Source organism: Actinocatenispora rupis, assembly GCF_016861975.1.
Lineage (GTDB): Bacteria > Actinomycetota > Actinomycetes > Mycobacteriales > Micromonosporaceae > Actinocatenispora > Actinocatenispora rupis.
This window is the reverse complement of the sequence record NZ_BOMB01000047.1, coordinates 1-25553: the sequence shown is the minus strand read 5'-3', so window position 1 is coordinate 25553 and position 25553 is coordinate 1. Positions and strand designations below refer to the sequence as shown.

26 protein-coding genes are annotated in these 25553 nt (G+C 74.6%); 17 read left to right on the top strand and 9 right to left on the bottom strand.

Annotated elements, in window-relative coordinates; all coding sequences use genetic code 11:
- Positions 1–14: 14 nt before the first annotated feature.
- Positions 15–539: a DinB family protein gene (locus Aru02nite_RS32830; protein WP_203664247.1), complete on the bottom strand. Its 525-nt coding sequence runs from the start codon at positions 537–539 to the stop codon at positions 15–17.
- A 14-nt stretch (positions 540–553) separates the two neighbouring features.
- Positions 554–1771: an MFS transporter gene (locus tag Aru02nite_RS32825; RefSeq protein ID WP_203664152.1), complete on the bottom strand. Its 1218-nt coding sequence runs from the start codon at positions 1769–1771 to the stop codon at positions 554–556.
- Between the two features lie 67 nt (positions 1772–1838).
- On the opposite strand from Aru02nite_RS32825, the gene Aru02nite_RS32820 reads away from it, so the two are divergent.
- Positions 1839–2819: an ArsR/SmtB family transcription factor gene (locus tag Aru02nite_RS32820; protein WP_239077095.1), complete on the top strand. Its 981-nt coding sequence runs from the start codon at positions 1839–1841 to the stop codon at positions 2817–2819.
- A 149-nt stretch (positions 2820–2968) separates the two neighbouring features.
- Positions 2969–4501 carry a GGDEF domain-containing protein gene (locus tag Aru02nite_RS32815; protein ID WP_203664151.1) on the top strand — a complete coding sequence of 511 codons (1533 nt, stop codon included), beginning with the start codon at positions 2969–2971 and terminating at the stop codon, positions 4499–4501.
- Positions 4502–4546: 45 nt separating this feature from the next.
- Here the strand turns inward: Aru02nite_RS32815 and Aru02nite_RS32810 are convergent, their stop codons facing one another.
- A complete protein-coding gene (locus Aru02nite_RS32810) occupies positions 4547–5362 on the bottom strand; it encodes a cyclase family protein (protein WP_239077094.1) in 816 nt (271 codons plus the stop codon).
- 551 nt (positions 5363–5913) lie between these two features.
- Between Aru02nite_RS32810 and Aru02nite_RS32805 the strand changes: the two genes are divergently transcribed.
- Complete coding sequence (locus tag Aru02nite_RS32805) at positions 5914–6927, top strand: hypothetical protein (RefSeq protein ID WP_203664150.1); 1014 nt, start codon at positions 5914–5916, stop codon at positions 6925–6927.
- A gap of 88 nt (positions 6928–7015) precedes the next feature.
- Here Aru02nite_RS32805 and Aru02nite_RS32800 read toward each other — a convergent pair whose 3' ends face one another.
- From Aru02nite_RS32800 to Aru02nite_RS32790, 3 genes are read right to left on the bottom strand one after another with little or no spacing between them, the layout of a single operon-like run.
- Positions 7016–7792, bottom strand: coding sequence for an ABC transporter permease (locus tag Aru02nite_RS32800; RefSeq protein WP_203664148.1), 777 nt, complete (start codon positions 7790–7792; stop codon positions 7016–7018).
- Complete coding sequence (locus Aru02nite_RS32795) at positions 7789–9300, bottom strand: DUF1349 domain-containing protein (RefSeq protein WP_203664147.1); 1512 nt, start codon at positions 9298–9300, stop codon at positions 7789–7791. Before Aru02nite_RS32795 ends, Aru02nite_RS32800 begins: the two co-directional genes overlap by 4 nt.
- Positions 9297–10226 carry an ATP-binding cassette domain-containing protein gene (locus Aru02nite_RS32790; RefSeq protein WP_203664146.1) on the bottom strand — a complete coding sequence of 310 codons (930 nt, stop codon included), beginning with the start codon at positions 10224–10226 and terminating at the stop codon, positions 9297–9299. The genes Aru02nite_RS32795 and Aru02nite_RS32790 overlap by 4 nt, the downstream gene beginning before the upstream one ends.
- 146 nt (positions 10227–10372) lie before the next feature.
- On the opposite strand from Aru02nite_RS32790, the gene Aru02nite_RS32785 reads away from it, so the two are divergent.
- The 4 genes from Aru02nite_RS32785 (at position 10373) to Aru02nite_RS32770 (ending at position 13698) form a co-directional block, all read left to right on the top strand.
- Positions 10373–11509 carry a sensor histidine kinase gene (locus tag Aru02nite_RS32785; RefSeq protein WP_239077093.1) on the top strand — a complete coding sequence of 379 codons (1137 nt, stop codon included), beginning with the start codon at positions 10373–10375 and terminating at the stop codon, positions 11507–11509.
- Entirely contained in the window at positions 11506–12165 is a 660-nt protein-coding gene (locus tag Aru02nite_RS32780; RefSeq protein WP_203664145.1) for a response regulator transcription factor, read from the top strand. Before Aru02nite_RS32785 ends, Aru02nite_RS32780 begins: the two co-directional genes overlap by 4 nt.
- A gap of 127 nt (positions 12166–12292) precedes the next feature.
- The gene (locus tag Aru02nite_RS32775; protein WP_203664144.1) at positions 12293–12859 is read left to right on the top strand and encodes an HD domain-containing protein; all 567 of its coding nucleotides are present in this window, start codon (positions 12293–12295) and stop codon (positions 12857–12859) included.
- Positions 12860–13158: 299 nt separating this feature from the next.
- Complete coding sequence (locus tag Aru02nite_RS32770; RefSeq protein ID WP_203664143.1) at positions 13159–13698, top strand: DUF7144 family membrane protein; 540 nt, start codon at positions 13159–13161, stop codon at positions 13696–13698.
- Positions 13699–13821: 123 nt separating this feature from the next.
- Here Aru02nite_RS32770 and ssuE read toward each other — a convergent pair whose 3' ends face one another.
- Positions 13822–14376: an NADPH-dependent FMN reductase gene (gene ssuE / locus Aru02nite_RS32765; protein ID WP_203664142.1), complete on the bottom strand. Its 555-nt coding sequence runs from the start codon at positions 14374–14376 to the stop codon at positions 13822–13824.
- Between the two features lie 404 nt (positions 14377–14780).
- On the opposite strand from ssuE, the gene Aru02nite_RS32760 reads away from it, so the two are divergent.
- Positions 14781–15911, top strand: a complete 1131-nt coding sequence (locus Aru02nite_RS32760) for an FAD-dependent monooxygenase (protein ID WP_203664140.1) — start codon at positions 14781–14783, stop codon at positions 15909–15911.
- A 6-nt stretch (positions 15912–15917) separates the two neighbouring features.
- Here the strand turns inward: Aru02nite_RS32760 and Aru02nite_RS32755 are convergent, their stop codons facing one another.
- A complete protein-coding gene (locus tag Aru02nite_RS32755) occupies positions 15918–16631 on the bottom strand; it encodes an SDR family NAD(P)-dependent oxidoreductase (RefSeq protein WP_203664139.1) in 714 nt (237 codons plus the stop codon).
- Positions 16632–16702: 71 nt separating this feature from the next.
- On the opposite strand from Aru02nite_RS32755, the gene Aru02nite_RS32750 reads away from it, so the two are divergent.
- The 5 genes from Aru02nite_RS32750 (at position 16703) to Aru02nite_RS32730 (ending at position 21650) form a co-directional block, all read left to right on the top strand.
- Positions 16703–17500 carry a helix-turn-helix transcriptional regulator gene (locus Aru02nite_RS32750; protein WP_203664138.1) on the top strand — a complete coding sequence of 266 codons (798 nt, stop codon included), beginning with the start codon at positions 16703–16705 and terminating at the stop codon, positions 17498–17500.
- 68 nt (positions 17501–17568) lie between these two features.
- On the top strand, positions 17569–18117 hold the full coding sequence (locus Aru02nite_RS32745; protein ID WP_203664137.1) for a TetR/AcrR family transcriptional regulator: 549 nt from the start codon (positions 17569–17571) through the stop codon (positions 18115–18117).
- Positions 18114–18716 (top strand): dihydrofolate reductase family protein, encoded by a 603-nt coding sequence (locus Aru02nite_RS32740; RefSeq protein ID WP_203664136.1) that lies wholly within the window; start codon positions 18114–18116, stop codon positions 18714–18716. The genes Aru02nite_RS32745 and Aru02nite_RS32740 overlap by 4 nt, the downstream gene beginning before the upstream one ends.
- 253 nt (positions 18717–18969) lie before the next feature.
- Positions 18970–20424 carry an MFS transporter gene (locus Aru02nite_RS32735; RefSeq protein ID WP_239077092.1) on the top strand — a complete coding sequence of 485 codons (1455 nt, stop codon included), beginning with the start codon at positions 18970–18972 and terminating at the stop codon, positions 20422–20424.
- An 83-nt stretch (positions 20425–20507) separates the two neighbouring features.
- On the top strand, positions 20508–21650 hold the full coding sequence (locus tag Aru02nite_RS32730) for a hypothetical protein (protein ID WP_203664135.1): 1143 nt from the start codon (positions 20508–20510) through the stop codon (positions 21648–21650).
- A 60-nt stretch (positions 21651–21710) separates the two neighbouring features.
- Here Aru02nite_RS32730 and Aru02nite_RS32725 read toward each other — a convergent pair whose 3' ends face one another.
- Positions 21711–23024 (bottom strand): lanthionine synthetase LanC family protein, encoded by a 1314-nt coding sequence (locus Aru02nite_RS32725; protein WP_203664134.1) that lies wholly within the window; start codon positions 23022–23024, stop codon positions 21711–21713.
- Between the two features lie 154 nt (positions 23025–23178).
- On the opposite strand from Aru02nite_RS32725, the gene Aru02nite_RS32720 reads away from it, so the two are divergent.
- The 4 genes from Aru02nite_RS32720 to Aru02nite_RS32705 all read left to right on the top strand — a co-directional run bounded on the left by Aru02nite_RS32720 (position 23179) and on the right by Aru02nite_RS32705 (position 25472).
- Positions 23179–23772, top strand: a complete 594-nt coding sequence (locus Aru02nite_RS32720) for an alpha/beta fold hydrolase (protein WP_203664133.1) — start codon at positions 23179–23181, stop codon at positions 23770–23772.
- Positions 23769–24029, top strand: coding sequence for an alpha/beta fold hydrolase (locus Aru02nite_RS32715; RefSeq protein ID WP_203664132.1), 261 nt, complete (start codon positions 23769–23771; stop codon positions 24027–24029). Before Aru02nite_RS32720 ends, Aru02nite_RS32715 begins: the two co-directional genes overlap by 4 nt.
- Positions 24030–24116: 87 nt before the next feature.
- Positions 24117–24872, top strand: a complete 756-nt coding sequence (locus Aru02nite_RS32710) for a class I SAM-dependent methyltransferase (protein WP_203664131.1) — start codon at positions 24117–24119, stop codon at positions 24870–24872.
- Between the two features lie 147 nt (positions 24873–25019).
- Positions 25020–25472, top strand: coding sequence for a hypothetical protein (locus Aru02nite_RS32705; protein WP_239077091.1), 453 nt, complete (start codon positions 25020–25022; stop codon positions 25470–25472).
- Positions 25473–25553 lie beyond the last annotated feature (81 nt).

Here is a 25553-nt window from a genome sequence, read left to right as displayed (position 1 = left end):
CCCGCAGCCGAACCTCACAGGCCGCGCGCCCCGTCGGTACGCTCGCGCAGCAGGTCGGCGTGCCCGTTGTGCCGCGCGTACTCCTCGATCAGGTGCAGCAGCACCCAGCGCAGCGACACCGTGCCGCGCCAGGAGTCCGTGCCGGTCACGTCCAGATCGGGCGCCGCCGCGACGAACCGGTCCGCGTACGCCACCTCGTCCCGCCACGACCGCCACGCCTCCGCGACCACCTCGGCGTCCGGTACGGCGCCGTCGAAGTCACCGTCCGGGTCGGTGGCCGAGGAGTACCGGGGCGGGGCGTCGGCGCCGGCGAGTACCTGCCGGAACCAGCGGCGTTCCACGTCGGCGAGGTGCCGGACCAGGCCGAGCAGCGACAGCGTCGACGGCGGCACGGCCCGCCGCGCCAGCTCCGCGTCCAGCCCGGCGCACTTGAGCTCCAGCGTGGCGCGCTGCGCGGCCAGCATGTCGCGCAGCATCGGCAGCTCCGCCCCGGTGGTACGGGTGCCGGCCCGCGGGTCGCGGTCCTCGGGCAGGAACATCTCGGCGCGTCGGGTCACGACCCCAGATCATGCCGCAGCGCGGGGCGCGCGTACCGGAGGGCGGCGGCGACGGCGCACAGTCCGACCAGCCCGCCGCCGGCGACGACCGTCGGGACCGGCAGTACCTCGGCGGCGGCGCCGGCCAGCGCCATGCCCAGGCCCTGCGCGGTCATCAGTCCCGCCGTCTGCAGCGTCAGCGCCACGCCGCGCAGCTCCTCCGGTGCCGCGGCGACGAAGCGACGGTCCAGTCCCAGCCCGTACGCGATGCCGAGGCCGGTGAGGACCTGGCACGCCAGGGCGAGCGGCAGCGACGGGTGCAGCGCGTACGCCAGCGCGGGCAGGCAGGCCCACAGCGCGACCGGGCGTACCAGGCGGTCCCGGCCACGCGGGCCGAGCAGCGCGCCGGTGAGCGTCTCGGCGAGGACGGCACCGACCGGCATGCCGCACATCAGCAGGCCCAGCCCGACCGGACCGGCGCCGATCCCCGCCGCGTACGGGGTGAGCAGCGCCTCGGACACCACCACGAACGCCGGCGGTACCCACGCCAGGACCAGCAGCCCGCGGATCCGGCGGTCGCCCAGCAGCCGGCGCATCCCGCGCAGCGACCCGGCGAGCAGCGGACCGGTCCCGCCGCGCGCCGGCCGCCGCCGGGTACCCGCGCGCAGGATCAGCGCCGAGCACAGGAACGTCGCCGTCGTGACGGCCAGTACCGCCCGCGGCGACAGCATCGTCAGCAGCAGGCCACCGGCGCCGAACCCGACCAGCTGCCCGCCCTGCGCGACCAGCCGGATCAGCGACCGGCCCAGCACGTACCCGTCGCCCGGGCCGAGGATGTCGGCGAGCGTGGCCGCCCGGGTACCGGTGAACACCGGGGCGACGGCGGCCATCGCGGCGCGCAGCACCAGCAGCACGACCACCGGCGTACCAGGCACGGCGAGGCCGACGGCGGCGGCCGCGCACAGCAGGTCGCACGCGACGAGTACCCGGCGGGCCGGGAAGCGGTCGGCGACCGAGGCGAGGACCGTGCCGCCCAGCGCGTACGGCAGCAGGCCGAGCGCGAACGTCAGCGCGCTCAGCAGCGGCGACCCGGTCAGCCGGTACACCAGGACGGACAGTGCGATGCCGGCCAGTACCTCACCGAGGATCGACAGGACGTGGGCGGCGAACACGGCGCGGAACTCGGCCACGGCGAACACGTCGCGGTAGCCGGTGCGTCGGGTGAGCAGGGACATGGTCGACGAGCCTGCCGGCACCCGCCGCCGCGGCCTACTGTTTCGGCGGGGAACGAAAGGGGGCGCCGTGCCGCTGGAACTCCGGTTCGGCCCGGACGACCTGGTCCGGTGCCGGTTCGCGGTGTCGCCGCTGTGCGAGACCCACGAGGCCGTACGGACGCTGCGGCGCACCGAACGCCACGCGTACCACGTGCCGTGGCTGGACCGGACGCGCGCCGCGGTCGCCGGACTCGACCTCGCCGAGCTGTGGCTGCTGATGCCGACCCCCGGCTACACGCCGGACTTCCTCGGGCCGCCGCCGGACGCGCCGTACACCGCGGCCGCCACGTTCGACGAGGAGATCGCCCGGCTGCGCGCCACCGACCCGACCGTCGCGTACGAGGAGATGCGGCGGTCGCTGGCCGGTGCCGCGGACTCGGCCGCCGGGCGCACGCTGCTCGCCGACCCCGCCGCCGCGGTACGCCGGCTCGCCGACGCGACCGAACGGGCCTGGCACGCCCTGGTCGAGGCGGACTGGCCGCGCGTGCGCGCCGTCCTCGCCGCCGACATCGCGCACCGCTCCCGGCGACTCGCCGCCGGCGGGCTGGAGGCGCTGTTCGCCGACCTGCACCCGCGGATCGCCTGGACCGACGGGACGCTCACGTACCGGTCGGCGGAGCGGGTCCGGCGGGTGCAGACCCTCGCCGGCCGCGGCCTGCTGCTCATGCCCAGCGTGTACTGCTGGCCCGAGCCGGTCAGCGGGTTCGCGTCGCCGTGGCAGCCGACCCTGATCTACCCGGCGCGCGGCATCGATGCGCTGTGGCGGCCCGCGGCGTCGGCGTCCGCGGCGCTGTCCCGGCTGCTCGGCACCGGCCGCGCCGCCGTACTGGCGGCCGTCGACGAGCCGGTCACCACGACCGTGCTGGCCCGCCGGCTCGGGCTCGCGCTGTCCTCGGTCTCCGCGCACCTGTCCGTACTCCGCGACACCGGGCTGCTCACCGCGCACCGCGACGGCCCCCGCGTCCTGTACGAACGCACGGCGCTCGGCAGTACCCTCGCCCGGGCCTGACGCGCGTTCCCGCCGGGGTTGATCATCGGTGCCCGTTTTCGTCGGTAGCATGTGGTTCCATCGACGGGCGCCACTGCCGGTCGGTGGTCGGGCCGGGACACGGGGTCGCGGTGCGGGGCCGAGGGGTGGGACGCACCGATGACGCGACGATGAGGACGCAGCGGTTCCTGCCGGTGGCCGCGGGCACCGCCGTCCTGGTCGCGACGACCACGCTGCTGACCACCACGCACGCGTTGGGCGCCACGACGACCGTCGTCCTGGACGACCTCGCGCAACTTCTCGGCGCGCTCGTCGCGGCCGGTACCGCCTGGGCCACCGCGGCCCGCGTCGCGGGGCGTACCCGGTGGTGGCGGGTGCTGATCGGGTGCGCGATGTTCGGCTGGGGCTGCGGGCAGGCGATCTGGTCCTGGTACCAGGTGTTCGGCGACACGCCGATGCCGTCGCCCGGCGTCGCCGACATCGGCTACCTGATGCTGCCGCTGTTCGCGCTGCCGGCGCTGCTGGTCGCGGCCAGCGCCGCCGCACCCTCCGGTACCGCCGCGGCCCGCCCACGCGGCCACACCACGCTGGTACTCGACGGGCTCATCGTGGTGTTCAGCATGCTGCTGCTCGCCTGGCAGACCACCCTCTCCGCCGTCGTACACCAGGGTGCGCCGACGCGGCTGGCGTTCGCGATCGCCATCGCGTACCCGACGACGGACCTGACGCTGGTCGTGATGGTCATCCTGCTGGCGCTGGTCCGGCAGGTGTCGGCGGTGGACCGGCTGCCGCTGCTGCTGCTCGGGCTGGGCCTCGTCGCGATCTCCGCGTCCGACAGCGTGTTCGCCTGGCTGGTCAGCATCGGCGCCGAACGGATGAAGCCGGCCGCCGACGTCGGGTTCGTGGCCGGGCCCGCGCTCATCGCCCTGGCAATGGTCGCCCCGGAGTGGTCCCGGATCCGCCGCGACGGGCGCCGCCGCCGGGAGTGGCGCACCGACTGGCCACACCTGCTCCTGCCGTACCTGCCGCCCACGGCGAGCGGGATCGTCATCGCGCTGTGGACCGCGCTCGGGCACCGGCCGTCCGCGCCCACGATCTACCTGGGGCTGCTGGTCGCCGGGCTGGTGGTGGTACGCCAGCTCATCACCCTCGTCGAGAACCGGATCCTGCTCGAACGCGTACGCCAGGCGCAGGAGCGCCTCACGCACCAGGCGTACCACGATCCGTTGACCGGGCTGGCGAACCGTACCCTCTTCGCCGAACGGCTCGCCGCCGCCACCGGGCGCTCCGGACACCGGCCCCTCGCGCTGATGTTCGTCGACCTCGACGACTTCAAGGCCGTCAACGACCGGTACGGCCACGCCACCGGTGACGCGGTCCTGCGCGACGTCGCCGACCGGCTGCTCTCCTGCGTACGCGGCGGCGACACGGTCGCGCGGCTCGGCGGCGACGAGTTCGCCGTACTCCTGGAGGGCGGGGCCGACCTGCCCGAGGTGGCGCGGCGCGTCGGCGAACGGATCCTCGCCGCGCTCGCCGAACCGTACCCGGTGGCCGCCGGCACCGTGTTCCTCGGCGCCAGCCTCGGCGTCACCAGCCCACCCGCCGGCGCCACGGTCACGCCCGACGACCTGCTCGGCCGCGCCGACACCGCCATGTACGCCGGGAAGCGCGACGGCAAGGGCCGCATGGTCGTCGCGCCCTGACCCGGCCGGAACGGCTCCGTTGAGCCGATCCGGCCCGCGCGGGCGTCAGTCGGTCGGCACGAACGCGAAGATCGTCGCCGTGGATCCCGCGCCGTGCCGGTGGATCGGGCCGCCGGCCAGCACCCAGGCGCCCGTCTCCGGCAGCGCCGCCAGGTTCCCCAGCACCTCCAGGCTGATCCGGTGCTCCTGGTACACCAGCTTCGACACCGCGTACGTCTCGTCGGTGCCCACGTCCGGCGAGAACGTGTCCGTACCGGTGCCGCCGGTGCGGCCCAGCCGCCCGGTGTCCACCAGCCACCGCACCGCCGGCAGGCCGAACCCCGGCTGGTGCATGACCCCCTCGGCGTCCGCGTTCGGGTACGCGTCGGTGCCCCACTTCGCGTCCCACCCCGTCCACAGCACGACCATCGCGCCGTCCGGGATCCGGCCGTGCCTGCGCTCCCACGCCTTCAGATCCTCGACCGAGACCGCGTAGTCGGGATCGTCGCGGCACTGCTCCCGCACGTCGACCTTCACCGCCGGCAGGAACAGATCCGACGGGTCCAGCTCGTCGGCGAGCGGCTCGCCCGTGTTGAAGTGGCCGGGCGCGCCCCAGTGCGTACCGGTGTGCTCGCCCTCCTCGACGTAGTGCAACAGGTACCCGTCGTCGGGGATCGTCGCGATCGTACGGAACCGGAACGGCGGATCGCCGGGGAACACGTTCGTCGTCGCCGGATCGTTCACGTGCGACAGGCTCACCAGCCGCATCCGGTCCAGCCGGACCCCGCCGCCCGCCGCCGCCGGCCCGCCACCCAACGCCAACCCGCCGAGCCCACCGGCCACCGCGGCGATCCCGCCGGCGGCGACCCCACGTCGTGACACCACTCGCGTTCCTCCGTTGTCCGGCACCGGCCCCCGGACGGGACCGACCGGCACTGTACACGGCAGCGGCCCCACCGGTACGCGATCTGCACAGCTTGCCGGCCCGTACCACCCCAACCCTTCCCGATCCCCCGTCCCCCAACGCTTTCCGGTGCTCCGTACCCGCCGGTAGCGGGCATGCCGGGGTGTGTGGCATCCGTCGTCAGGGGCGGGTGAGGACTTGGCGGGCCATGACGATGCAATGAACCTGGTTCGTGCCCTCGTAGATCTGGGTGATAGTCGTGCTGGGAGCAGTTTCTGCAGGTCAGGCCGCGGACGCCACTGCACCAGTCAGCACGCGGTCAGCACCAACAACATCAAGACCGGGAGATCTGGGCATCCGCCGTAGGCTCCGACGGAGGCACGTCCGAGGTGTGTCCAGCTCCGGACCGAACCACGTCCGTACCGTGGACCCTCCCTCGGAGGTTCGTTGGCGTAGACGGCCCGCACGGTCCGGAGGACCGGTCGTCCGGTCCTACAACGAATGCGGCATCGCAGGGACAGTCGGCAGTGTGGAGTTCGACGGCTACATGATCCACGGCTCGTGGGACGGATCGACTCTACGGGTCCGTGGGAGCAACAAGGCGGCCCGCCTTGCCTTGGCAGGGCACGGTCAGACAGCTGACGTGACTCTTTCGGCGAGCCAGATCGGTCGCCTGCAGCTTCGCGACGCGCGCCGGTTGATCAACGGCGAGCTAGCCATTACGTCGGTAACCGGCCAGACCTATAAGCTCCATTTTCGCCGGAAGCAGGCGGAAACTTTCAGGCGGCTCATGGCGGCATTAAACGAATCGAGCGATGCGGAGAAGACGACCCGGCCGGCATCCGCAGGTCCCGCCGCCGAGCTAGCACCAGATGCTGACTCAGGCGCCCGCCATGGCCCGAGTGCTGTCCCGGCCCCGAGGCTTGGACGGTCGCAGCGACGAGCAGCACGCAAGCAGGCCAAGGAACTCGCCCAGCGGCGCGAACAGTGGCAACGTGAACACGACCTTCTGCAACGGCTCTCCCACGCGACCACCGGCATCGGCGATGGTTCCCACTGGGATGGCGGCCTGGTACTGCGGCCAAGCGAGATGGGCGTGTGGACGGGTATCGGTGATCTTGTCGAGCCTCGCGCAACGGGCGGGGCCTACACGAGCGGGTCGCGCGGAGCGAGTATTCGGGTAGCTGCCGGCGTCCGGGTACGCGTCGGCGGCGTTCACGGCAAGTACGTACCGGGCCAGGTGGAGCAGACCGTCGTGGACGAAGGTGCGGTCACCGTGACCAGCAAGCGCGTGGTCTTCACAGGCTCGACACGGACCCGGGAATGGGTATACAGCCGGCTGGTTTCCGCGGACGTGCACGGCGATCAGGTGCTGCTACACGTCTCCAACTGGCAGCGTGTCTCAGGGCTCTCGCTCGGTCCCTCGACCGACGAGTTCGTCGCGTTCCTTCAGATTGCGATGCTCATCGGCGAACAAGGGCTGGCGGAGGCGTCACGCGTCGTCGCGCAGGAGGTCAAAGAACACCTCGAGAAGCGTCCCTAACACCTAGCTTCGCGCTGGCGCGCGGCTCCGGGCTGCGGGGTGCCACGGGAGCCCGGAAGGCGTTGCGGGGCAACGCCTTCCGGGCTGGTCAGGCGTCGCGGTACTTGAGCAGCAGGCCGCCGGCGAGCAGGGCCGCGGCGGACCAGGCGGCGAGGACGCCGAGCCCCGCCCACGGCCCGAGCGGGTAGTGCGACAGGTGCCGGGTGGCCTGGACGGTGAGTCCGGCGTTCGTCGGCGACAGCCGCCACAGCGCGCGCTGCCAGCCGGGGTCGCCGACCACGTACGGCGCGATCTGGAGCACGTACAGGACGCCGGCGACGAGGCCGACGCCCGCGGCGGTGTCGCGTACGGCGGTGGCGACGCCGAGGGCGAACAGTGCCACGAGCACCAGGTAAAGCACGGTGCCGGTGGCGGCGCGCAGGGTCGGCCCGTCGGCCAGCGACAGCGGTGGGTAGCCGTGGACAGGCGTGAAACCGTTGCGCGGCAACAGGATCCGCGCCACCAGCAGGGAGCCCGCCACGCCGAGAGTACCGGCGACCGCGGTCACCGCGGCCACGACGGTCGCCCGCGCCGCCAGCACCCCGGTACGCCGAGGCAGCGCCGCGTACGTCACCGTGGCCAGGCCGGTGCCGTACTCGGTGGTCACGGCGGTGACGGCGAGCAGGGCGGCGAGCGCCTGGCCGGCGAGTACGCCGGAGAGGGCGAGCTTGGGCGTGTCGTACCCGCAGGTGGTGGTGTGGCAGGAGACGGTGGCCGCGGCGGCGGCGCCGACCGCCACGGTGACGGCGACGGTGCCGAGCAGCAGCCAGCCGGTGCCGGGCAGGGTGCGCAGCTTCGTCCACTCGGCGTGCAGCGCGCGGCTCATGCGTCCCTCCGGCGCAGCGCGACCAGGGCGAGCAGCAGCGCGAGCGCGGCGTACCCGGCGGTGACGGCGAGTCCGGCCCACGGTGGCAGCGGGTAGAACCCGCTCTGCGGTACGAGATGCGCGGTGACCTGGTCGTACGTGGGAATGCTCTGCTGGATCGCGAACCCGGCGGCCGGGGTGAGGCGCAGGAGCCAGCGGGCGGCGCCGTCCGGGATCACCGAGGAGGTGGCCAGCAGGCGCGGCACGACCACCAGCGCGAAGCCGAGGGCGATGGCGGCGGCGCCGCGGCGTAGCAGGACACCGAGCGCGTGCCCGAGTACGGCGGTGAGTGCGACGAGCGCGGCGGTGCCGACGACGAGGCGCACGTCGGTGAGCGCGCCGGCCGGCAGTACGTGGTTTCCGTTGGCGCGCAACACGTGTGCGCCGACCGGGAGCGTCACGCCGACGGCGACCAGTCCGGCCGCGAACGCCACCGCCGCGGTCACCGCCGACTGCGCCGCGAGGGCACGGCCCCGTCGCGGTTCGGCGGCGAGCGTGCTCCGCACCAGCCCCGTCCGGTACTCGGCGGTCGCGAACCCGGCCGCGACCACGATCGTCACCAGCAGCCCGAGCGGCAACCCGGTGAGCGTCTTCTCCACCGCGATGCCGTCCAGGCTCGGCGCGACGTCCCCCACCCCCGTCACCGTGTACGTCCCGGCGGACCACCGCGCGGACCCGGGGTGGTGCACCGAGCCGCCCGGTTCGAGCGTCGCGCCGATGTCCGAGTAGCGCCAGGCACCCGCGGTCGTACCGGCGAGCCCGACGTGGTCGAACACGGCGGTGGTCGAGGAGAAGCTGACCGTCTCGACCGAGCCGCCGAGATCGGCGCGGGTGACCCGCAGGTTGCCTGGCGACGCCGCGAACAACCCGATGCGTACGCGGGATCCGAGGCCCGCCGGGTGGACGGTGGCGACCCGCGTCCAGTGCGTGCCGTCGGCCGACTCGTACCCGGTGAGGTTGCCGCCGGTACGGACCAGGCGCAGCCAGCGCGGCGCGGCGGCGGTCACCCGGGCCGTACTGCCCGCGATGTCGTGCGTGAAGTCGTACTGGAGACGCACGCCGTGCGTGCCGGTGGCCATGAGCGCCGCGTACGACGCGCCCTGGCGGGTGCTCGACTTGAGCATGACGCCGGCCTTCGCCCACGGTACGAGCCCGGACTCGACGGTCAGTACGCCCGGGGTCGCGTCGGGCAGGCGCCGCTGCCCGGTCATCGACGCCAGCCGTACGGTGATGCTGCCGTCGCCGGTCAGCGACCGGTGCACGTACGAGAAGTGGTCGTCGACGGCGGTGCCGTCCGGGCCGAGCGGCAGGGCCGGGCAGGCGTCGCTCGCCCCGCCGCACGACGAGTGGTTGCCGGCCGCCGCGGACACGCCCAGCGCGACCGTGAGCGCGACCGCGGCGAGCAGCGCGATTCCCCAGCCCCGCACGCTCCGGAACTTCGTCCACTCGGCGCGTACCAGGTGTCTCATCGCGCCGCCTCCCCCGTCGCCCGGAACTCGACCGCGTCCCGGGTGAGCCGCAGGTACGCCTCCTCCAGGCTCGCCCGGTACGCGGTGACCTCGGCGAACGGCACCCCGGCCGCGGTCAGCAGCGCCACGACCCGGTCCGCCGGCGGTCCGGTCACGTCGAGAGTGTCCGGGCCGGTGACGGTGGCCCGGGCGCCGGCGCACAGGACCGCGGCGTGCGCCGCCGCTGGCTGGGCCGTGCGTACCAGGACGCGGCCGTCGGACGCGGCCGCGATCAGCTCGGCCACCGCGGCGTCGGCGAGTACCCGGCCGCGGCCGGCGACGACGAGATGGTCGGCGGTGTCGGCCAGTTCGCTCATCAGGTGGCTGGACACCAGCACCGCGCGGCCTTCCGCGGCCAGGGACCGCAGCAGGCCGCGGATCCACACGACGCCCTCCGGGTCGAGCCCGTTGACCGGCTCGTCGAGCATCAGTACCGGTGGGTCGCCCAGCAGCGCGGCGGCGATGCCGAGGCGTTGCCGCATGCCCAGCGAGAAGCCGCCGGCGCGCCGGCGCGCCACCGCGGCCAGCCCGACCCGGTCGAGTACGGCGTCGACGCGGGCGGCGCCGAGGCCCTGCGAGTGCGCCAGCCACAGCAGGTGGTTGCGCGCCGAGCGGCCCGGTTGCAGCGCGCCCGCGTCCAGCAGCGCGCCCACGTGCCGCAGCGGTGTCCGCAGCTCCCGGTACGGCCGGCCGCCGATCAGCGCGGTCCCGGCGTCGGCCGCGGCGAGCCCGAGTACGACCCGCATGGTGGTGGTCTTGCCGGCGCCGTTCGGCCCGACGAAGCCGGTGACCCGCCCCGGCGGGACGGTGAACGACATGCCGTCGAGGGCGACGGCCGGGCCGTACCGCTTGCGTAGTCCGGTGATCTCGATGGTGGCGTTTCCCATGGTGCGTCCCGTCTGTACGGCGGTGTGAACGCCGACGAGCCTGCGCCGCGCGGCATGACACCGGCCGAACCGGCGCTGTTATGCCGCTGTCATGCCGGGCCCGGCATGCTGGGTGCGGACGCGTACGCCACACCGACGGGGGTCTCATGCGCATGCCGGGCCACGGCCTGCCGATCAGGTCCCGCTTCACGCTGCTGTACGGGATCGTCTTCGTCCTGTCCGGCGCCGTACTGCTGACGATCGCCGGCACGGTCGCCGCCGGATACCGGGTCAGCGACACCGCGCCCGGCGGCGAGGACACACCGGCGACCGCCGACGCGCTCCGGCAGGTGCAGCAGCAGCTCGCCGAGGTGCAGGACGCCCAGACCCGCCGGGTACTGCTCGGCAGCGCGCTGGCGCTCGCGGTGATGGCGGCGGCGTCGATGCTGGTCGGCAGCGTCCTGGCCCGTCGCGTACTGCGGCCGCTGCGCACCATCACCGAGTCGACCCGCCGGATCACGGCCGACGACCTGGACCGGCGGCTGGCCGTACCGGGGCCGGCGGACGAGGTGAAGGACCTCGCCGACACCATCGACGGCCTGCTGGAACGGTTGGCCGCGGCGTTCGCGGCGCAGCGCCGGTTCGTCGCCGACGCCTCGCACGAACTGCGGACGCCGATGGCGACGATGCGCGCGCTGGTGGACGTGGCGGCGGCCAAGCCGCAGGCCGCGCCGCAGACGGTCGCGCTCGCCGACCGGGTCCGTACCGAGCTGGACCGGGCCGACCGGCTGCTGGAGGGCCTGCTGGCGCTGGCCCGCGCGCAGCACGGCGCCCTCGCCGACGGCGTACCGGTGGCGCTGGCGGACGTGGTGTCCGCCGCTGTCGCGGACCGTACCGGGGAGGCCGCCGCGCGTGGCCTGACGGTCCGGGTGGCATCCGCCCACGGTGTCCGGGTCCGCGGCGACGCGACGCTGCTGCGCCGGCTGGTCGACAACCTCCTCGACAACGCGGTACGCCACAACGAGCCGGGCGGCTGGATCCGCGTCGCGCTCGCCGCCGACGGGCCCGCCACGACGCTGACCGTCGAGAACGGCGGCACCGTACTCGATCCGGCGCAGGTGGCCGGGTTGACCGCACCGTTCCGCCGGCTCGGCGCGGACCGTACCGGATCGGATGGTGGATCCGGGTTGGGCCTCGCGATCGTCGCCGCGGTGGCCGGCGCGCACGGCGGCACCGTCGCGCTGCACGCCCGCGCCGACGGCGGTCTCCGCGCCTCCGTCGTACTCCCCGGGGAGGGGTCGTGAGGGTGCTGGTGGTGGAGGACGCCCGGTCGCTCGCCGCGGTGCTCGCCGAGGGGCTGCGCGACGCGGGCATGGCGGTCGACGTCGCGCACGACGGGCTGGACGCCGCCGCGAAGCTCGACGCCACCTCCTACGGCGTGGTGCTGCTCGACCGGGACCTGCCCGGCATCCACGGCGACACGCTGTGCCACATGGTCACCGAACGCGCCGACCGGCCGATGGTCCTGATGCTCACCGCCGCCGGCTCCCCCGACGACCGGGTCCGCGGGCTGACCCTCGGCGCCGACGACTACCTCGCCAAACCGTTCCACTTCCCCGAACTCGTGCTGCGGGTGCGCGCCCTGTACCGCCGGCGGCCGGTGGCGCGGCCCCGGGTGCTGCGCGCGGCCGGCATCGAGCTCGACCCGCTGCACCGTACGGTGACCCGCGACGGGCGGCGGATCGACCTGTCCGCCAAGGAGTTCGCCGTACTGGAGGCGCTGCTGCGGGCCGCGCCCGGGCACCTGAGCGCCGAGGACCTGCTCGACCAGGTGTGGGACGAGCACACCGACCCGTTCACCAACACCGTCGCGGTCACGATCGGCCGGTTGCGCCGCAAGCTGGGCGCGCCGCCCGCCATCGCGACCAGCCCGCGCGTCGGCTACCGGCTCGCCCCGTGACCGCCGGGCGTCCGGCGGCGACCGTCCGTCGGATCCCCGCCGGCGCCGGTGAACTCTGCATGAACACCGCCGCGGTACCGGCCGGCGGCACTGGCCAGGCGCGCCGCGGACTTCCTACCGTCGGGACATGGACACCACGGCCCGGAAGCCGCACCTCCGAGCCGCCGCGGCGCTCGCCGGCACCCTGCTCGACGACCTGCCCGAACGGTGGACCCACACCCGCGCCGTCGCGCTGCGGGTCGCCGACCTCGCCCGGACCGTACCGGCGGGTGACCGGGAGGTGCTGCTCGCCGCCGCCTGGCTGCACGACATCGGCTACAGCCCCGAGACGTACGTGACCGGCTTCCACCCGCTCGACGGCGCGCTGTACCTGGAACGGCACGGCTGGCCCGACCGCGTCGCCGCGCTGGTCGCGCACCATTCGGGCGCCGACTTCGTCGCCGCCGCCCGCGGCCTGCCCGGCGCCCTCGACCGGTTCCCGCACGAACACTCCAGCGTGTCCGACGCGCTCACGTACGCCGACCACACGGTGGGGCCGCACGGCGAGCCGATGACCTCCGACGAGCGCCTCGCCGACATCCTCGCCCGGCACGGACCGCACTCCCCGCAGGCCCGCGCGCAGGCCGGGCGCGGCCCGTACCTGCGGGCGCTCGCGGACCGGGTCCGCTCGCGCCTCGCCGACCATCCGGCCTGACCGTCACTCCGCGGGGTCCACGACGTCAGCGGGGACGACGGTGCGATGCGCCGCATCACGCTCGGCCCCGTTCGGCCGGTCGCGAGCCTCGTCGTCGAGCTGCCGGCGCACCGTCGTCGTGGCGTACGCGGCGGGAGGGAGCCGCGACGACCGCGGTTCCGGACAGCCGGACGGTACGAGGGAGGAACCGGTCTCGCGGCGGCGGTGACGAGCCGGGGCAACCGGCCGTTCGGGGTGTGGGGCGGGCGACGGCGTCTAGCGTGGAAGGGCACGGCACGTCCGACCACGGGGGGAACGTGATGGCGGAACGTACCCGGCGGCTCGTCGCCCGGACCGGCGCGGTGTTCGCGGCCACGATGCTGACGCTCGCCGGCGTCATGCAGGCGGTCGTGGGCATCGCCGCGATCGCCGGCCGCGACTTCTTCACCGCGCCGAGGCACTACCTGTTCACCTTCAGCGTGACCGGCTGGGGCTGGGCGCACCTGGTCATCGGGGCGCTGCTGGTGGCGACCGCGTTCGGGCTGTTCGCCGGCGCCGTCTGGGCCGCGTACGCCGGCATGGTCCTCGCCGCGCTCGCCGCCCTCGACAACTTCTTCTTCCTGCCGTACTACCCGGTCTGGGCGCTCGTGCTGATCGCCCTGGACGGTTTCGTGCTGTGGTCGCTGGCGACCGTGCTGCGCGACCGGGTACTCACCGGCGAGGACGCGGCGGAGGCGGCGCGGCGCTGGCCGTCCGGCGGGCGTACCGACCGGCCGAGCCGGCACGTGTCCGCGGACGCGCCGATGACACCCACCGGTACGCCGGTGCGTACCGAACCGCCCGGCGACCTCTCCCGCTGACCGCCACCCCGATCCGGAGTCGGGCGCCAGCAGACCGGGCGTGGCGACCCGGGTGCGCCGATGCGAGCGCGATCGGTTGCGGCGCACCGGATCCGGGCCGCGAGCGTCAACGGTCCGCGCGGGTCAGGACGCGCGGGCGAGGCTGGCGCGTGCCGGTACGACGGCGGTGAAGGCGTCGACGGCGGCGGCCAGCCCGCGTTCGGTGTCGGCGTCCAGGTCGGCGCGTCCGGTCCCGCCGATGTGGACGGTACGGTCCAGGACGAAGAAGCCGGGCAGCACGTGCGGCGCGCGCAGGGCGCTGAGGACGGGGCGCAGCGCGTAGTCGACGGCGAGCAGGTGCGCGAGCGTACCGCCGGTGGCGAGCGGCAGGACGGGCTTGCCGGCGAGTGCCTTCTCGGGCAGCAGGTCGAGGAACGCCTTGAGCAGCCCGGAGTACGCGGCCTTGTAGATGGGCGTGCCGACCACCAGCGCGTCGGCGGTACGGACGGCCTCGACGGTCGCCGCGACCGCGGGCTCCCCGGTACGCGCGCCGAGCAGGTCGGCGGGCGGGATGTCCCGGATGCGCAGGACGTGCGGCGAGTGTGCGGCGGCGCGCAGCCGTTCGGCGACGAGGCCGAGTACCGCGGTGGTGCGGGAGTTCTCGGTGGGGCTTCCGGACAGCAGCAGGACGGATGCCATGGGCACCTCCGGGTTCGAGGGGGTGTTGGCCCGGCGCGGCGGGCAGGGGCGACGCGACCGTCCACTGTGGAACAGCCGCGGCGGGTGGGCGCCACCGGTGCGGGGCGCGGGTCGGTCGTCGAGGAGGTCTCGGGGGCCCGTCAGCGGTGACAGGAGGTCGACCACACCCGGCCGAAGTCGATGTGGCCGCGGATCACGCGGTACGTCACGAGCTAAGTCGACCAGATCAGTAGGGAATTAGTCAAGGGTCGTCCCACGGTGGCCCGCCTCACCCGGAAGCGCTGCCGCACCGGCGAAGCGCGCCCGCACCGTCCTCAGTGGACGGTCCACACCGGACCGCGGGGCGGCACCCGGGCCCGCCGACGCGCGTACGATCGAGGGCCGGCGACTCGACGGGAGGCGGTATGCGGGTCCTGGTGGTGGGTGGCGGCATCGCCGGCTGCGCGGTCGCCCTCGCCGCGCACCGTGCCGGCCTCGACGCCGAGGTGTACGAGGCGCAGCCGGACGGCGCCGCGGACCACGGCGCGTTCCTCACCCTGGCGACCAACGGGATGGCCGCGCTCGCGCAGCTCGGCGCGGCTGAAGCGGTTGCGGCCGCCGGGTTCCCGCTGACCACGCTGCGGCTGACCGACCACACCGGCGCGGAGGTCGCGACCCGCCCGCTCGACGGGCACGCCGACGAGCTGACGACGTTCCGCTGCCTGCGCCGGTCCGAGCTGTGCCGCGTCCTCCGCACCGAGGTACGCCACCGCGGCGTCCCGGTACGTCACGGTGCCCGGCTGGTGTCGGTGGAGTCCGACGACACCGGCGTGCTCGCCGGCTTCGCCGACGGTTCCACCGCCCGCGGTGACGTACTCGTCGGCGCCGACGGGCTGCACTCCGTGGTACGGACGGCGATCGACCCCGGCGCGCCGCCACCCCGGTACGCGGGCCAGCGCGTCTTCTACGGCTGCACCACGCGCGCCACGCCGCCGACCGCCGCGGGCCGGATCGACATGGTCCGCGGGTCCGGCAGCGCGTTCGGCTACTGCGTCTCCCCCACCGGCGAGACCTTCTGGTACTGCCGGGTCACGGCGCCGCCGCTGACCGACGCGGACCTGGCCGGCGGCGGGCCGGCGCGGTGGCGGGAGCTGCTGCTGCCGCTGCTGCGGCCGGACCGTACGCCGAGCGCCGACATCGTCGCGGCCACCGGCGAGGCGCTGATGGTGACCAACGCGCGGGACCTGCCGAGCGTCCGGCACTGGTACGGCGGGCGGGCGCTGGTGGTGGGCGACGCCGCGCACGCCGCGTCCCCGGCGACCGGGCAGGGTGCCGCGCTGGCCCTGGAGGACGCCGTCGTACTCGGCAAGGCGCTGCGCGACACCGCGACCGTGGACGCCGCTTTCGTTGCGTACGAACGGATGCGCCGGCCGCGGGTGGACGGCAACACGGCCGCCAGCGCCCAGCTCAGCGCCGGCCGCCCGGCCGAACGCCCGCAGCAGTCCGCGGACGAGCTCGCCGCGCAGCTCGACTGGCACACCCCGCTGCCGGGCTGAGCGGACTCACCAGGGCACGGTCGCGCCGTTCCAGTCGACGTACGTGCCGGTCGGTCCGTCGTCGTCGAGCAGGGCCAGGCGTACCGCGGCGGCGGCGGCCTCGGCCGGGTCACCGTCGGCGGTCGCGGCCCGCTCGTTCAGCTCGGTACGGCGCAGGCCCGGCGCGAGCGCGTTGACCTTGACACCGTCCGCGGCGAGCGCCTGCGCGTAGAACACGGTCAGCGCGTTCAGTGCGGCCTTCGACGACCGGTACGCGGCGCCGCGGCCGGTGGTGGCGTGCTTGGCGTCCGGCCCGGTGCTGTCGCCCAGCGAGCCGGTGCCGCTGGAGATGTTGACGATGCGGCCGTGCGGCGAGCGGCGCAGCGCCGGCAGGAGCGCGTTCGTCACCGCCACCACCCCGAACACGTTCGTCTCGTACGTCCGGCGGAAGACGTCCGGGTCGGTGTCCTGCGGCATCGCGACGTCGAGCAGGATCCCGGCGTTGTTGACGAGGATGTCCAGTTCGGTGAGCCGGTCGGCGGCCGCGGCGACGCTGGCGGCGTCCGTGACGTCGAGTACGAGCAGGCGGGCGGCGGGGCCGATCTCCTCGACCGCCCGCCGGCCGCGGTCCGCATCGCGCGATCCGACGTACACGGTGCAGCCGGCGGCGGCGAGCTGTTCGGCGATGTGCCGGCCGATGCCCTTGTTGGCACCGGTGACCAGTGCCGTGGAAGTCTTCATGGCATCGACGATGCCAGCCGGACCCGGCCGATCCAGGCACAACCGGTACCAGGCAGCGCGGAGGAGGACCGATGAGCAGGCGGGAACTGGCGCGTTTCCTGCGCGACCGGCGGGAGGCGCGGCGCCCGGCCGAGGTCGGCCTGCCCGCCGGCCCGCGCCGACGTACGCCGGGGCTGCGCCGCGAGGAGGTCGCCCGGCTCGCCGCCATGTCCGTCGAGTACTACGCGCGGCTGGAGCAGGCGCGCGGCCCGCACCCGTCGGCGCGGATCCTGGAGTCGCTGACCGCGGCGCTGCGGCTCACTCCGGCCGAACGCACCCACCTGTTCCGGCTCGCCGCCGCCGATCCGGTACCGCCGGCGAGTCCGGTGCGCCGGGTCCGGCCGTACGTGGCGGGTCTGCTCGACCGGATGCCCGGCGCGGGTGCCGTGGTCACCGACGCCACGTACACGGTGGTCGCGGCGAACCCGCTGGCCCGCGCGCTGCTCGGCGACCTGCGCCACGAACCGAACCTGGCCCGGCGGTACTTCCTGGGTGGTGGGCACGCGGTCGGCGGTGCGGCGGAGTTCGCGGAGATCGCCGTGACGCGGCTGCGCGCGGCCGCCGACCGGTACCCGCGGGACGCGCGGCTCGCCCGGCTGCTGGACGAGCTGCGGTCCGGCAGTCCCGAGTTCGGCGCGGTGTGGGCGGCCAACCCGGTCCGCGCCCCCGGCCACCGTACGAAGACGGTCCAGCATCCGGAGGTCGGGCCGGTCCGCGTCAACTGCGACGTACTGGCCGTGCCGGACGACGACCAGCAGGTCGTGTTCGTGACCGCCGATCCGGGCAGCCCGGCCGAGCGCGCGTTCACGCACCTGCTCCGTACCGGCTGAGGCGCCGGCGAATCCCCGGGTGTCGGTGCGATCTTGCCGCAGTTAGCGAATCCTGATTTACTAACCGCGTGGCCCGACCGAGACGAGACGACCAGGACGTCCTCCTCGACCGCATCGCGACAGCGCTGAGCAACCGCGAACGGTTGGAACCATGGACACTCGCCGAGATCGCCCCGGCCGCGGGGCTGAGCCCGGCCGGGCTGATCAAGCGGTTCGGTTCGCGCGGCGGCATCCTGCTCGCGCTCAGCCGGCGCTGGATCGACGGGATCCCCGACGGCCCGGACGACACCAGGACCGCCGCGCGGGAACTGCGTGGCTGGGTCGCGCGGCGCTTCGCCGGCGACGGGCCGCGACAGGTGGCCCAGGGCCTGGTCAACCTGCTCGACGACCTGGTCGACGACGAGCTCCGCGCCCTGCTCGGACAGGGCTGGGCCAAGGAGATCCGCTACCTCGCCGCGCTCCTGGCCGCCCTGGACCTGCCCCGGCTCGACGATCCCGACCGGGGCGCCGCACTGCTGTTCGACGCCCTCAACGGCGCGATGGTGCGCCGGGCCACCCGGCCGGGCTCGCCGCTGCCCACCCACGTACTGGACGAACTGATGGAGGCATGGACATGACACACACCCGCGGCTGGACCGGCCGGGTGTTCATCGGCGCGAGCCTCGACGGGTACATCGCCCGACCCGACGGGGAGATCGACTGGCTCACCGACCCGGCGCCCGGTCCCAGCCACGCGCGCATCACCAGCAGCGCGCAGGTCGCCGGCTGGGACACCTTCTTCCCCGGCGTCGACCACCTCGTCATGGGCCGCGGCACGTACGAGAAGGTCCTGACGTTCGACGGCTGGCCGTACGCCGACAAGCGCGTCATCGTCCTGTCCACGACCCTCGACACCGGGGACGACCGCATCACGGTCGTCCGGAACGTCGACGAGGCAGTACGGGCGCTGGCGGAGTCCCGGGCCGACCAGGTGTACGTCGACGGCGGCGGGGTCATCCAGAGCTTCCTGCGGGCCGACCTGATCGACGAGATCAGCGTCGGCTGGGCGCCCGTCCTCATCGGCGCCGGCCTCCCGCTGTTCGGACTGCTCGACCGCGACGTCCAGCTCTGCCTCGTGGCCAGCAACGCGTCCGACAGCGGGATGGTGCACGCCACGTACCGGGTCCACCGCGGCGCCGCGCCGGACGCGCGGAGCCACGCCCGCGCCGGGCGCTGACCCGGCCCGCGCCGACCGCCGGGGCGAGCGCAGCGCAGGTCGATCGTCCGCGAGCGTGCAGGCCGGTCGTCGGCCTGGCACACGCCGCTTCGGGTGATCGGACCGACAGCGAAAACTGTGCAGTCTGGCCTGTACAGTTCCGGCTGACGGATCTACGGTGGGGTCATGGGCGCGACAGCGGCGGCCCCGGCGCGCGTACGCGTGGACCCGGGGCGCCGGCTCCCCCGGGCCGCGCCGGAGAGGCGGATCCCGCATGGGTACGGACCGGACGCGACACGAGGCGCGTGAGGGCACCGAACGGGACACGGACGACATGCCCACGACCGTGACCGGCGACGCGGGCCGGCGGTTCAACCGTCGCCTGATCCCGCCGATGATCCTCGGCTCCGTCCTCAACCCGGTGAACTCGTCGATCATCGCCGTCGCGCTCGTCCCGATCGGCGTCGCGTTCGGGGCGCCGCCGGCACAGACCGCCTGGCTGGTGTCCGCGCTCTACCTCGCGACCGCGCTCGGCCAGCCCGTCGCCGGCCGACTGATCGACATCTTCGGCCCGCGCCGCCTGTTCCTCATCGGTACGTCGATGGTCGGGGTCGCCGGGATCGCCGGTGCCCTCGCGCCGAACCTGGGTGCGCTGGTCGGCGCGCGGGTCCTGCTCGGCTTCGGCACCTGCGCCGGCTACCCGGCCGCGATGTCGCTGCTGCGCAGCGAGGCCGACCGTACCGGGCAGGAGAGTCCGCGCGGGGTGCTGACCACGCTGGCGGTTGCCAACCAGACGATCGCCGTGATCGGGCCGTCGCTCGGCGGGCTGCTGATCGGCCTCGGCGGCTGGCGTACGACCGCGGCGCTGAACATCCCGCTCGCCGCCGTCGCCGTCACCCTCGGCGTCCTGCGGCTGCCGAAGTGGACCGGCACCCGGCGCGCCACCCGCATCGCCACCGAACTCGACCTGCCCGGGATGGCGCTGTTCGCCGCGATGCTCGTGTCGCTGCTGCTGTTCCTGATGCGGCCACACCTGTCCACCTGGTACCTGGTGATGATCGCGGTCGCCGCCGGCGCGGCGTTCACCGTACGGGAGCTGCGTGCCGCGGTGCCGTTCATCGACCTGCGGTTGCTGGGCGGCAACCGCGCGCTGGTCACCACGTACGCGCGGGCCACGGTGGCGTACGTGGTCGCCTACGCGTTCCTGTACGGGTTCACGCAGTGGGTCGAGGAGGGGCGCGGGCTCACGCCGTCGCAGGCCGGCCTGGTGCAGCTGCCGATGTTCGCCGTGGCGATCGGCGTCTCGACGCTCACCGGCCGGCGCAAGGGCGTACGCGGGAAGCTGGTCGTCGGGGCGGTGGCACAGATCGTCGCCTGCGCGCTGCTGCTCACCGTGGGCGGCGCGAGCGCGATCTGGCTGCTGCTGGCGATCGCCGTCATCTTCGGCGTACCGCAGGGGCTCAACAGCCTCGCCCTCCAGAACTCCGTGTACTACCAGGCGGACCGGGAGCGGATCGCCGCCTCGGCCGGGCTGCTCCGCACGTTCGTGTACATGGGGTCGATGATCGCGTCGGCGGCGACGGCCGCGTCGTTCGGCCAGCACGCGAACACGCCGGGGATGCATCACCTGGCCTGGCTGATGCTCGCCGCCGGCGTGCTGTTCCTGCTGATGACCGTGCTGGATCGCGGGTTGCGCCGGCCGGTCGAGGAGGCGACTCCGCCGGCCTGACCGCGCGTGGCGCGACCGCGAGCGGCGGGTACCGCGGAGAATGGACGCCGGCCAGGGGTCGATGCGGCATCGCGGGAGGGTTCGTGACGGTCTACGCGTACGACGCCGGTACGCAGGGTGTCCTGGCGGTGTGGCCGGCCGGCGTGGGCAACCGGGCCGCGACGGTCGCGACGTTCGGCGAAGGCACACCCGACGCGCTCCGGCTGCTGCTGTGCGACGCGCTGTCGACGCTGTCCGAGGCGCTGTGGGACACGTACGTGCATCCGGCGTCGGCCGTCGCCGACGACAGCGACCGGGAACGCTGGCGGCGGGAGCAGCACCGCGAGGCGTTCGGCGAGGTGGTCGAGGGCATCCGCACGCCGAACCTGCCGGACGAGACCGGCACCCTGACCGCCTCGTACGACGCGGTCGAGGCGGCGGCGCACCAGATCGGCCGGGTACTGCTGGACATCGGTGACGGCCCGCTCGTCGAGACGGTCATCGCCGAGGTACGGCGCGAGATGGACGCCGTGACCTCCGCCGAGCGGGGCGATCTCACCGGCCGCGCCGTGCAGGCCGTCGTACTCGACCGGGTCGACGCGTCGCCGGTGCAGGTACAGGCCGCGGACGCGCTGCTGGCCAGCGACCCGTCCGGGCCGCCCGAGCTGTTCACGGCGGTGGACCCGGCGGCGGCGTGCGTGGCCGCGGCGCACTGGCTGGTCGCGGCGGCGACCGTGACCGGCGCGGCCGACGACCGGGAACCGTGGACCGTGTTCGCCGAGTCCGACACGATTCAGGCGTGCTCGATCGAAGTACCGTCCGCGGTGGTCGAGGCGGTCGTCGCGGAGGGTCGCGCACCCCGCGCGGTCGTCCTGGCGCTGCTGTCCGAGGCGTCCACGGTGCGGCGCGGCCGGGTGCCGGATCCGGAGGCCGTCGCCGAGCAGGTCGCCGCCGCCCACCGGCATGCCGAACGGCTCCCGCCCGAGCAGCGCGACGCCCTGCTCCGCGCGCTGCTGCCGCCGCGTGCCACCCTCCTCGACCCGCTCCGCCCGTCCCGCGACCTGCTCGAACACCTGCTCGACGGGATCCGCTCCAGCGCCGTGCTGTACCGGGAGGTCGCGCTGGACGAGTGGACCGGTGACGACGGTTCCCCCGACGACGAGGACGACGAGGTCGAGCGGGTGGACGGCGAGTTCGTCGCCGAGGTACGTGCCGAGGCCACCGCCACCCACGACCGCCTCACCTGAGCCCCTTGCGTACCAACGGATCTCGGCAATCAGTCCACTGTGGACTGTGTCGCGTTCCGGTCAGCGGGTACGGGTGAGGCGGAGCGCGTCGGGCACCGCCCACCACTGTTCGGGGCGGTCGACGACGGTGGCGGTCTCGCCGTCGTCGAGTACGCGGGAGAGGCGGAACAGGAAGGCGGCGATGCCGGCGGCGCCCTGCATCCAGGACGTGCCAGGCGGCAGCAGCGGCTCGTCGATGCGGTGCTCCACGAACCGCCAGCGGGCACCGGCCTCGTCGCGTACGGCGCGGTCGAGCAGCGCGTCGCCCATCGTGCGCGCCGCGACGAGCAGGTCCGCGGATCCGGTGTCCTGCGCGGTGTCCAGGAGCATGTCGCCGACCCCGGCGGTACCGCAGCAGCGGCCGTCGTTGTCCCAGAAGCCGGGGCGCAGCCGGCGCGGCAGGCCGGAGTCGAGCACCGCGCGCACGCACCGGGTACGCAGCTCGGCCACCGGGTGCCCGTCGACGGCGGTCACCCCGGCGCGGGCCAGCGCCGTGCACAGGTACGTCAGGCCGGTGGGTCCGTGGCACCAGCCGTACGTGACCGGTTCCACGTCGCGCGTCGAGTACGGGAGGGTGTGCGGGACGACGAAGGCGTCGTCGGCGAGGGATCCGACGGCGAGCAGGTGGCGGGTGCCGCGGACGGCGGCCGTGACGAAGTCGTCGCGGCCGAGTGCCGTGCCGGCGACGGCGAGGGCGGCGGACACGCCGGCGGTACCGTGCGCGAAGTTCGGCGTGCTGGCGGGGTATCCGGGCCACATCCGCCAGTCCAGGCCGGCGTCGGTCTCCTCGGCCACCCGCAGCAGCGCCTCCCCGCCGGTGGTCATCAGCCCCGCCGCGTACGGTCCGCCGGCCCAGGCGGCGGCGAGCACGACGCCGGCGGTACCCATGATCATGTCGGTGAGCGGGCCGGTGGCGTCGACCTCGAACGTGGTGGGCCAACCCTCCGGCGTCCGCAGGTCCGCCAGGCGGCGCAGCGCGACCTGCTCGCGTCCCGGCTCCAGCAGGCGCAACGCGGCCACGTGACCGGCGAGCCCGTCCGCCCACGACGGCTCGGTACGCTCCGGCGCGGTCGCCGCCAGCCGCGCCACGATCGCGTCGGCCAGCGCGCGCTCGGCGTCGGTGAGCGGACGGTACCGGGCGATCTCGGCGAGGAGCGGGGCGAGGCCGGCGAGCCCGCCGTACAGCCCGTCACGGTCGGCGGAGGGTGCGCTCGGCGCGTCACCGTCCACCGGTACGGTCTCCGGCAGCCACGGGCCGTCGTCGCCGCGCACCTGCGCCAGCACCCACGACCACGCCGCCTCGCCCGTCTCCCGGTACTCCGCCGCCTCGCCCATCCCCCCAGCCTATGTCCAGGCCACCGCGAGCCCCGCGGCACCGCCCCGTACCGGCAACCCGGACGACACCACCGAAACGCCCACCCCGGACCGATCGGGCGTAGCGCACGGAAACCGTTGGGGCGCAAGGGGCTGCGGGCAGTACGGTGACGGCGTGGTGGCGACGGTGACGATGGCGGACGGGGTGCGGCTGCGTACCTGGACGACGGGTGTGCCGGTCGGGTCGCGACCGCCCGTGGTGCTGCTGCACGGTGGACCCGGCATCGCCGACTACCTGGCCCCGGTCGCCGAGCTGATCGACGACCTGTGCCCGGTCCACCGCTACGACCAGCGCGGCACCGGCGGCTCGCCCTGGGACGGTACGCACACGATCGCCCGCCACGTGGACGATCTGGTGTCGCTGCTCGACGCGTGGGGCCACCAGCGGGTCGTGCTGGTGGGCCACTCGTACGGCACCGACCTGGCCAGTCACGTCCTGCTCGCCCGGCCGGACCGGGTGGCGGGGCTGGTGCAGGTCGCCGGACCGTTCCTGGAACCGTGGCGCGCACAGTACCGGGCGGCGGAGCGGGCGCGGCGCTCCCCCGACCAGCAGGCGAGGCTGGACGCGCTGGGTGCGCAGCCGTCGCGTACCGGGGCGGAGGAGGTCGAGTTCCTCGCGCTGTCGTGGTGCACCGACCACGCCGACCGGGACCGCGCCTGGGGGTGGGCGATGGCCGCGGCCGCGCCCTTCACCCGGTCAACTTCATGATGAACGCGCAGCTCAACGCCGCGAAGAAGGCGGTGGCGCTGGAGGAGCGGGTGGACCGGTTGCGCGAGCTGCTGCCACCGCGCGCGGTCGTCATCGGCGGCGCCGGCGACACCCGCCCGGTCGACGCGCTGCGCCGCCTCGGCGTACTGCTGGGTTGCGAGGTCGTCGTGATCCCGAATGCTGGCCACGAGCCGTGGCTGGACGCGCCGGCGGAGTTCCGCGCCGCGCTGCGCGCCGCGGTGTCGCGGCAGGGCTGATTCCGTTGCCGCGGAACGGTTGCAGTGCCGTGCCCGACACGCATCGACCGGTGCGCCCGGACCCCGCGGGCTTGTAGGGTCGCAGGCGTGGACGACCTACATCAGGACCGGAGCCGGGCCGAGTCGTTCGGTTCGGTGGCCGAGGCGTACGACCGGTATCGGCCGGCACCACCGGAGGCGCTGATCGACGACCTGGTCGCGCTCGGCGCGCACCGCGTGCTCGACGTCGGCTGCGGTACGGGGAAGGCCGCGGTGGCGATGGCGGCGCGCGGCCTGGCGGTGCAGGGTGTCGAGCCGGATGCGCGGATGGCGGAGCTGGCCCGCGGGCACGGTGTGCCGGTGGAGGTCGCCACGTTCGAGGCGTGGCCCGACGAGGGCCGGCGGTACGACCTGGTCACGTTCTCCGACTCGTGGCACTGGACGGATCCCGCGGTGGCGGTACCGAAGGTGGCCCGGTTGCTGACCGCGGGCGGCGCGTTCGCGCGGTTCTGGCACGACGCGGCGCTGGACGGTCCGGTCGCCGACGCCGTCGACGCCGTGTACGCGCGGCACGCGCCGGAGATCGTGGACCGCTGGCGCAGGCCGGACGACCCGGCCCGTACGCACGGGGTGGACCTGGCGGCGGGCGGCGGGTTCGGCGCCGCGGAGACGCGGACGTACCGGTGGGTGTGGGAGCTGCCGGTGGACGACTGGGTGGCGCTCGCCGCGACGACCAGCGCGCACCTGCGGCTCGGCGACCGGATTCCCGCGCTGCAGGCCGACCTGCGGGCGGCGCTGCGGCGGCTCGGCGACACGGTACGCGCCGAGCACGAGTCGTACCTGGTGCTGGCGTACCGGGGCTGAGGTCCGCATCGACCGATCGGTGGATCCGGCGGCTGCCCGATGCGGCGCGTCCGGCGCGCCCCGTCGACGGATCCGCCGGCCGCGGCGCCGCCGAATACTCGGGATGTCCGGTCGTTCGGCCGGTTCTCCAGTCCCGAGGAGCGCGGCATGAACATCCCGTCCCAGGCCGACCCGGCGACGCGCCGGCCCGCCGGCTCCGACCCGACCGGAGTGGCGCGTACGTTCCGGGCCGTCCGGCTGCTGCTCGCCGGGTACCTGGCGATCGGTGTCGCCACGCTCGTCGCGGTCGTACTCCTGCGCAACGACACCGCCGCCGTCAACCCCGCCGTCTGGGTACGGACCGTCATCGTGGTGGTCACCGCGGCGCTGCTGTCGCTGTTCGCGGCGCGGGCGGCGCGGGGCTCACGCGGGGCGTACCGGCGGCTGCGGATCATCGCGATCGTCACGCCGGTGGCGATCGCGGCGATCATCGTCGTACCGGGGACGTTTCCGTTGTGGCTCAAGCTCGAACAGGGCGTCTGCGGCCTGCTGATGGTGGCCGTCGCGGTCCTGGCCAACGGTCGGCGGCTGCGCGCGGCGTTCACCACGGACGGCCGGTGAACCAGCCCGGACCGGCTGCGGGCCGGGTGCGTCCCGAGCGGGCGCGCCCGGCCCCGGCGCGTCGGGTCGGCCGCGCGGTAA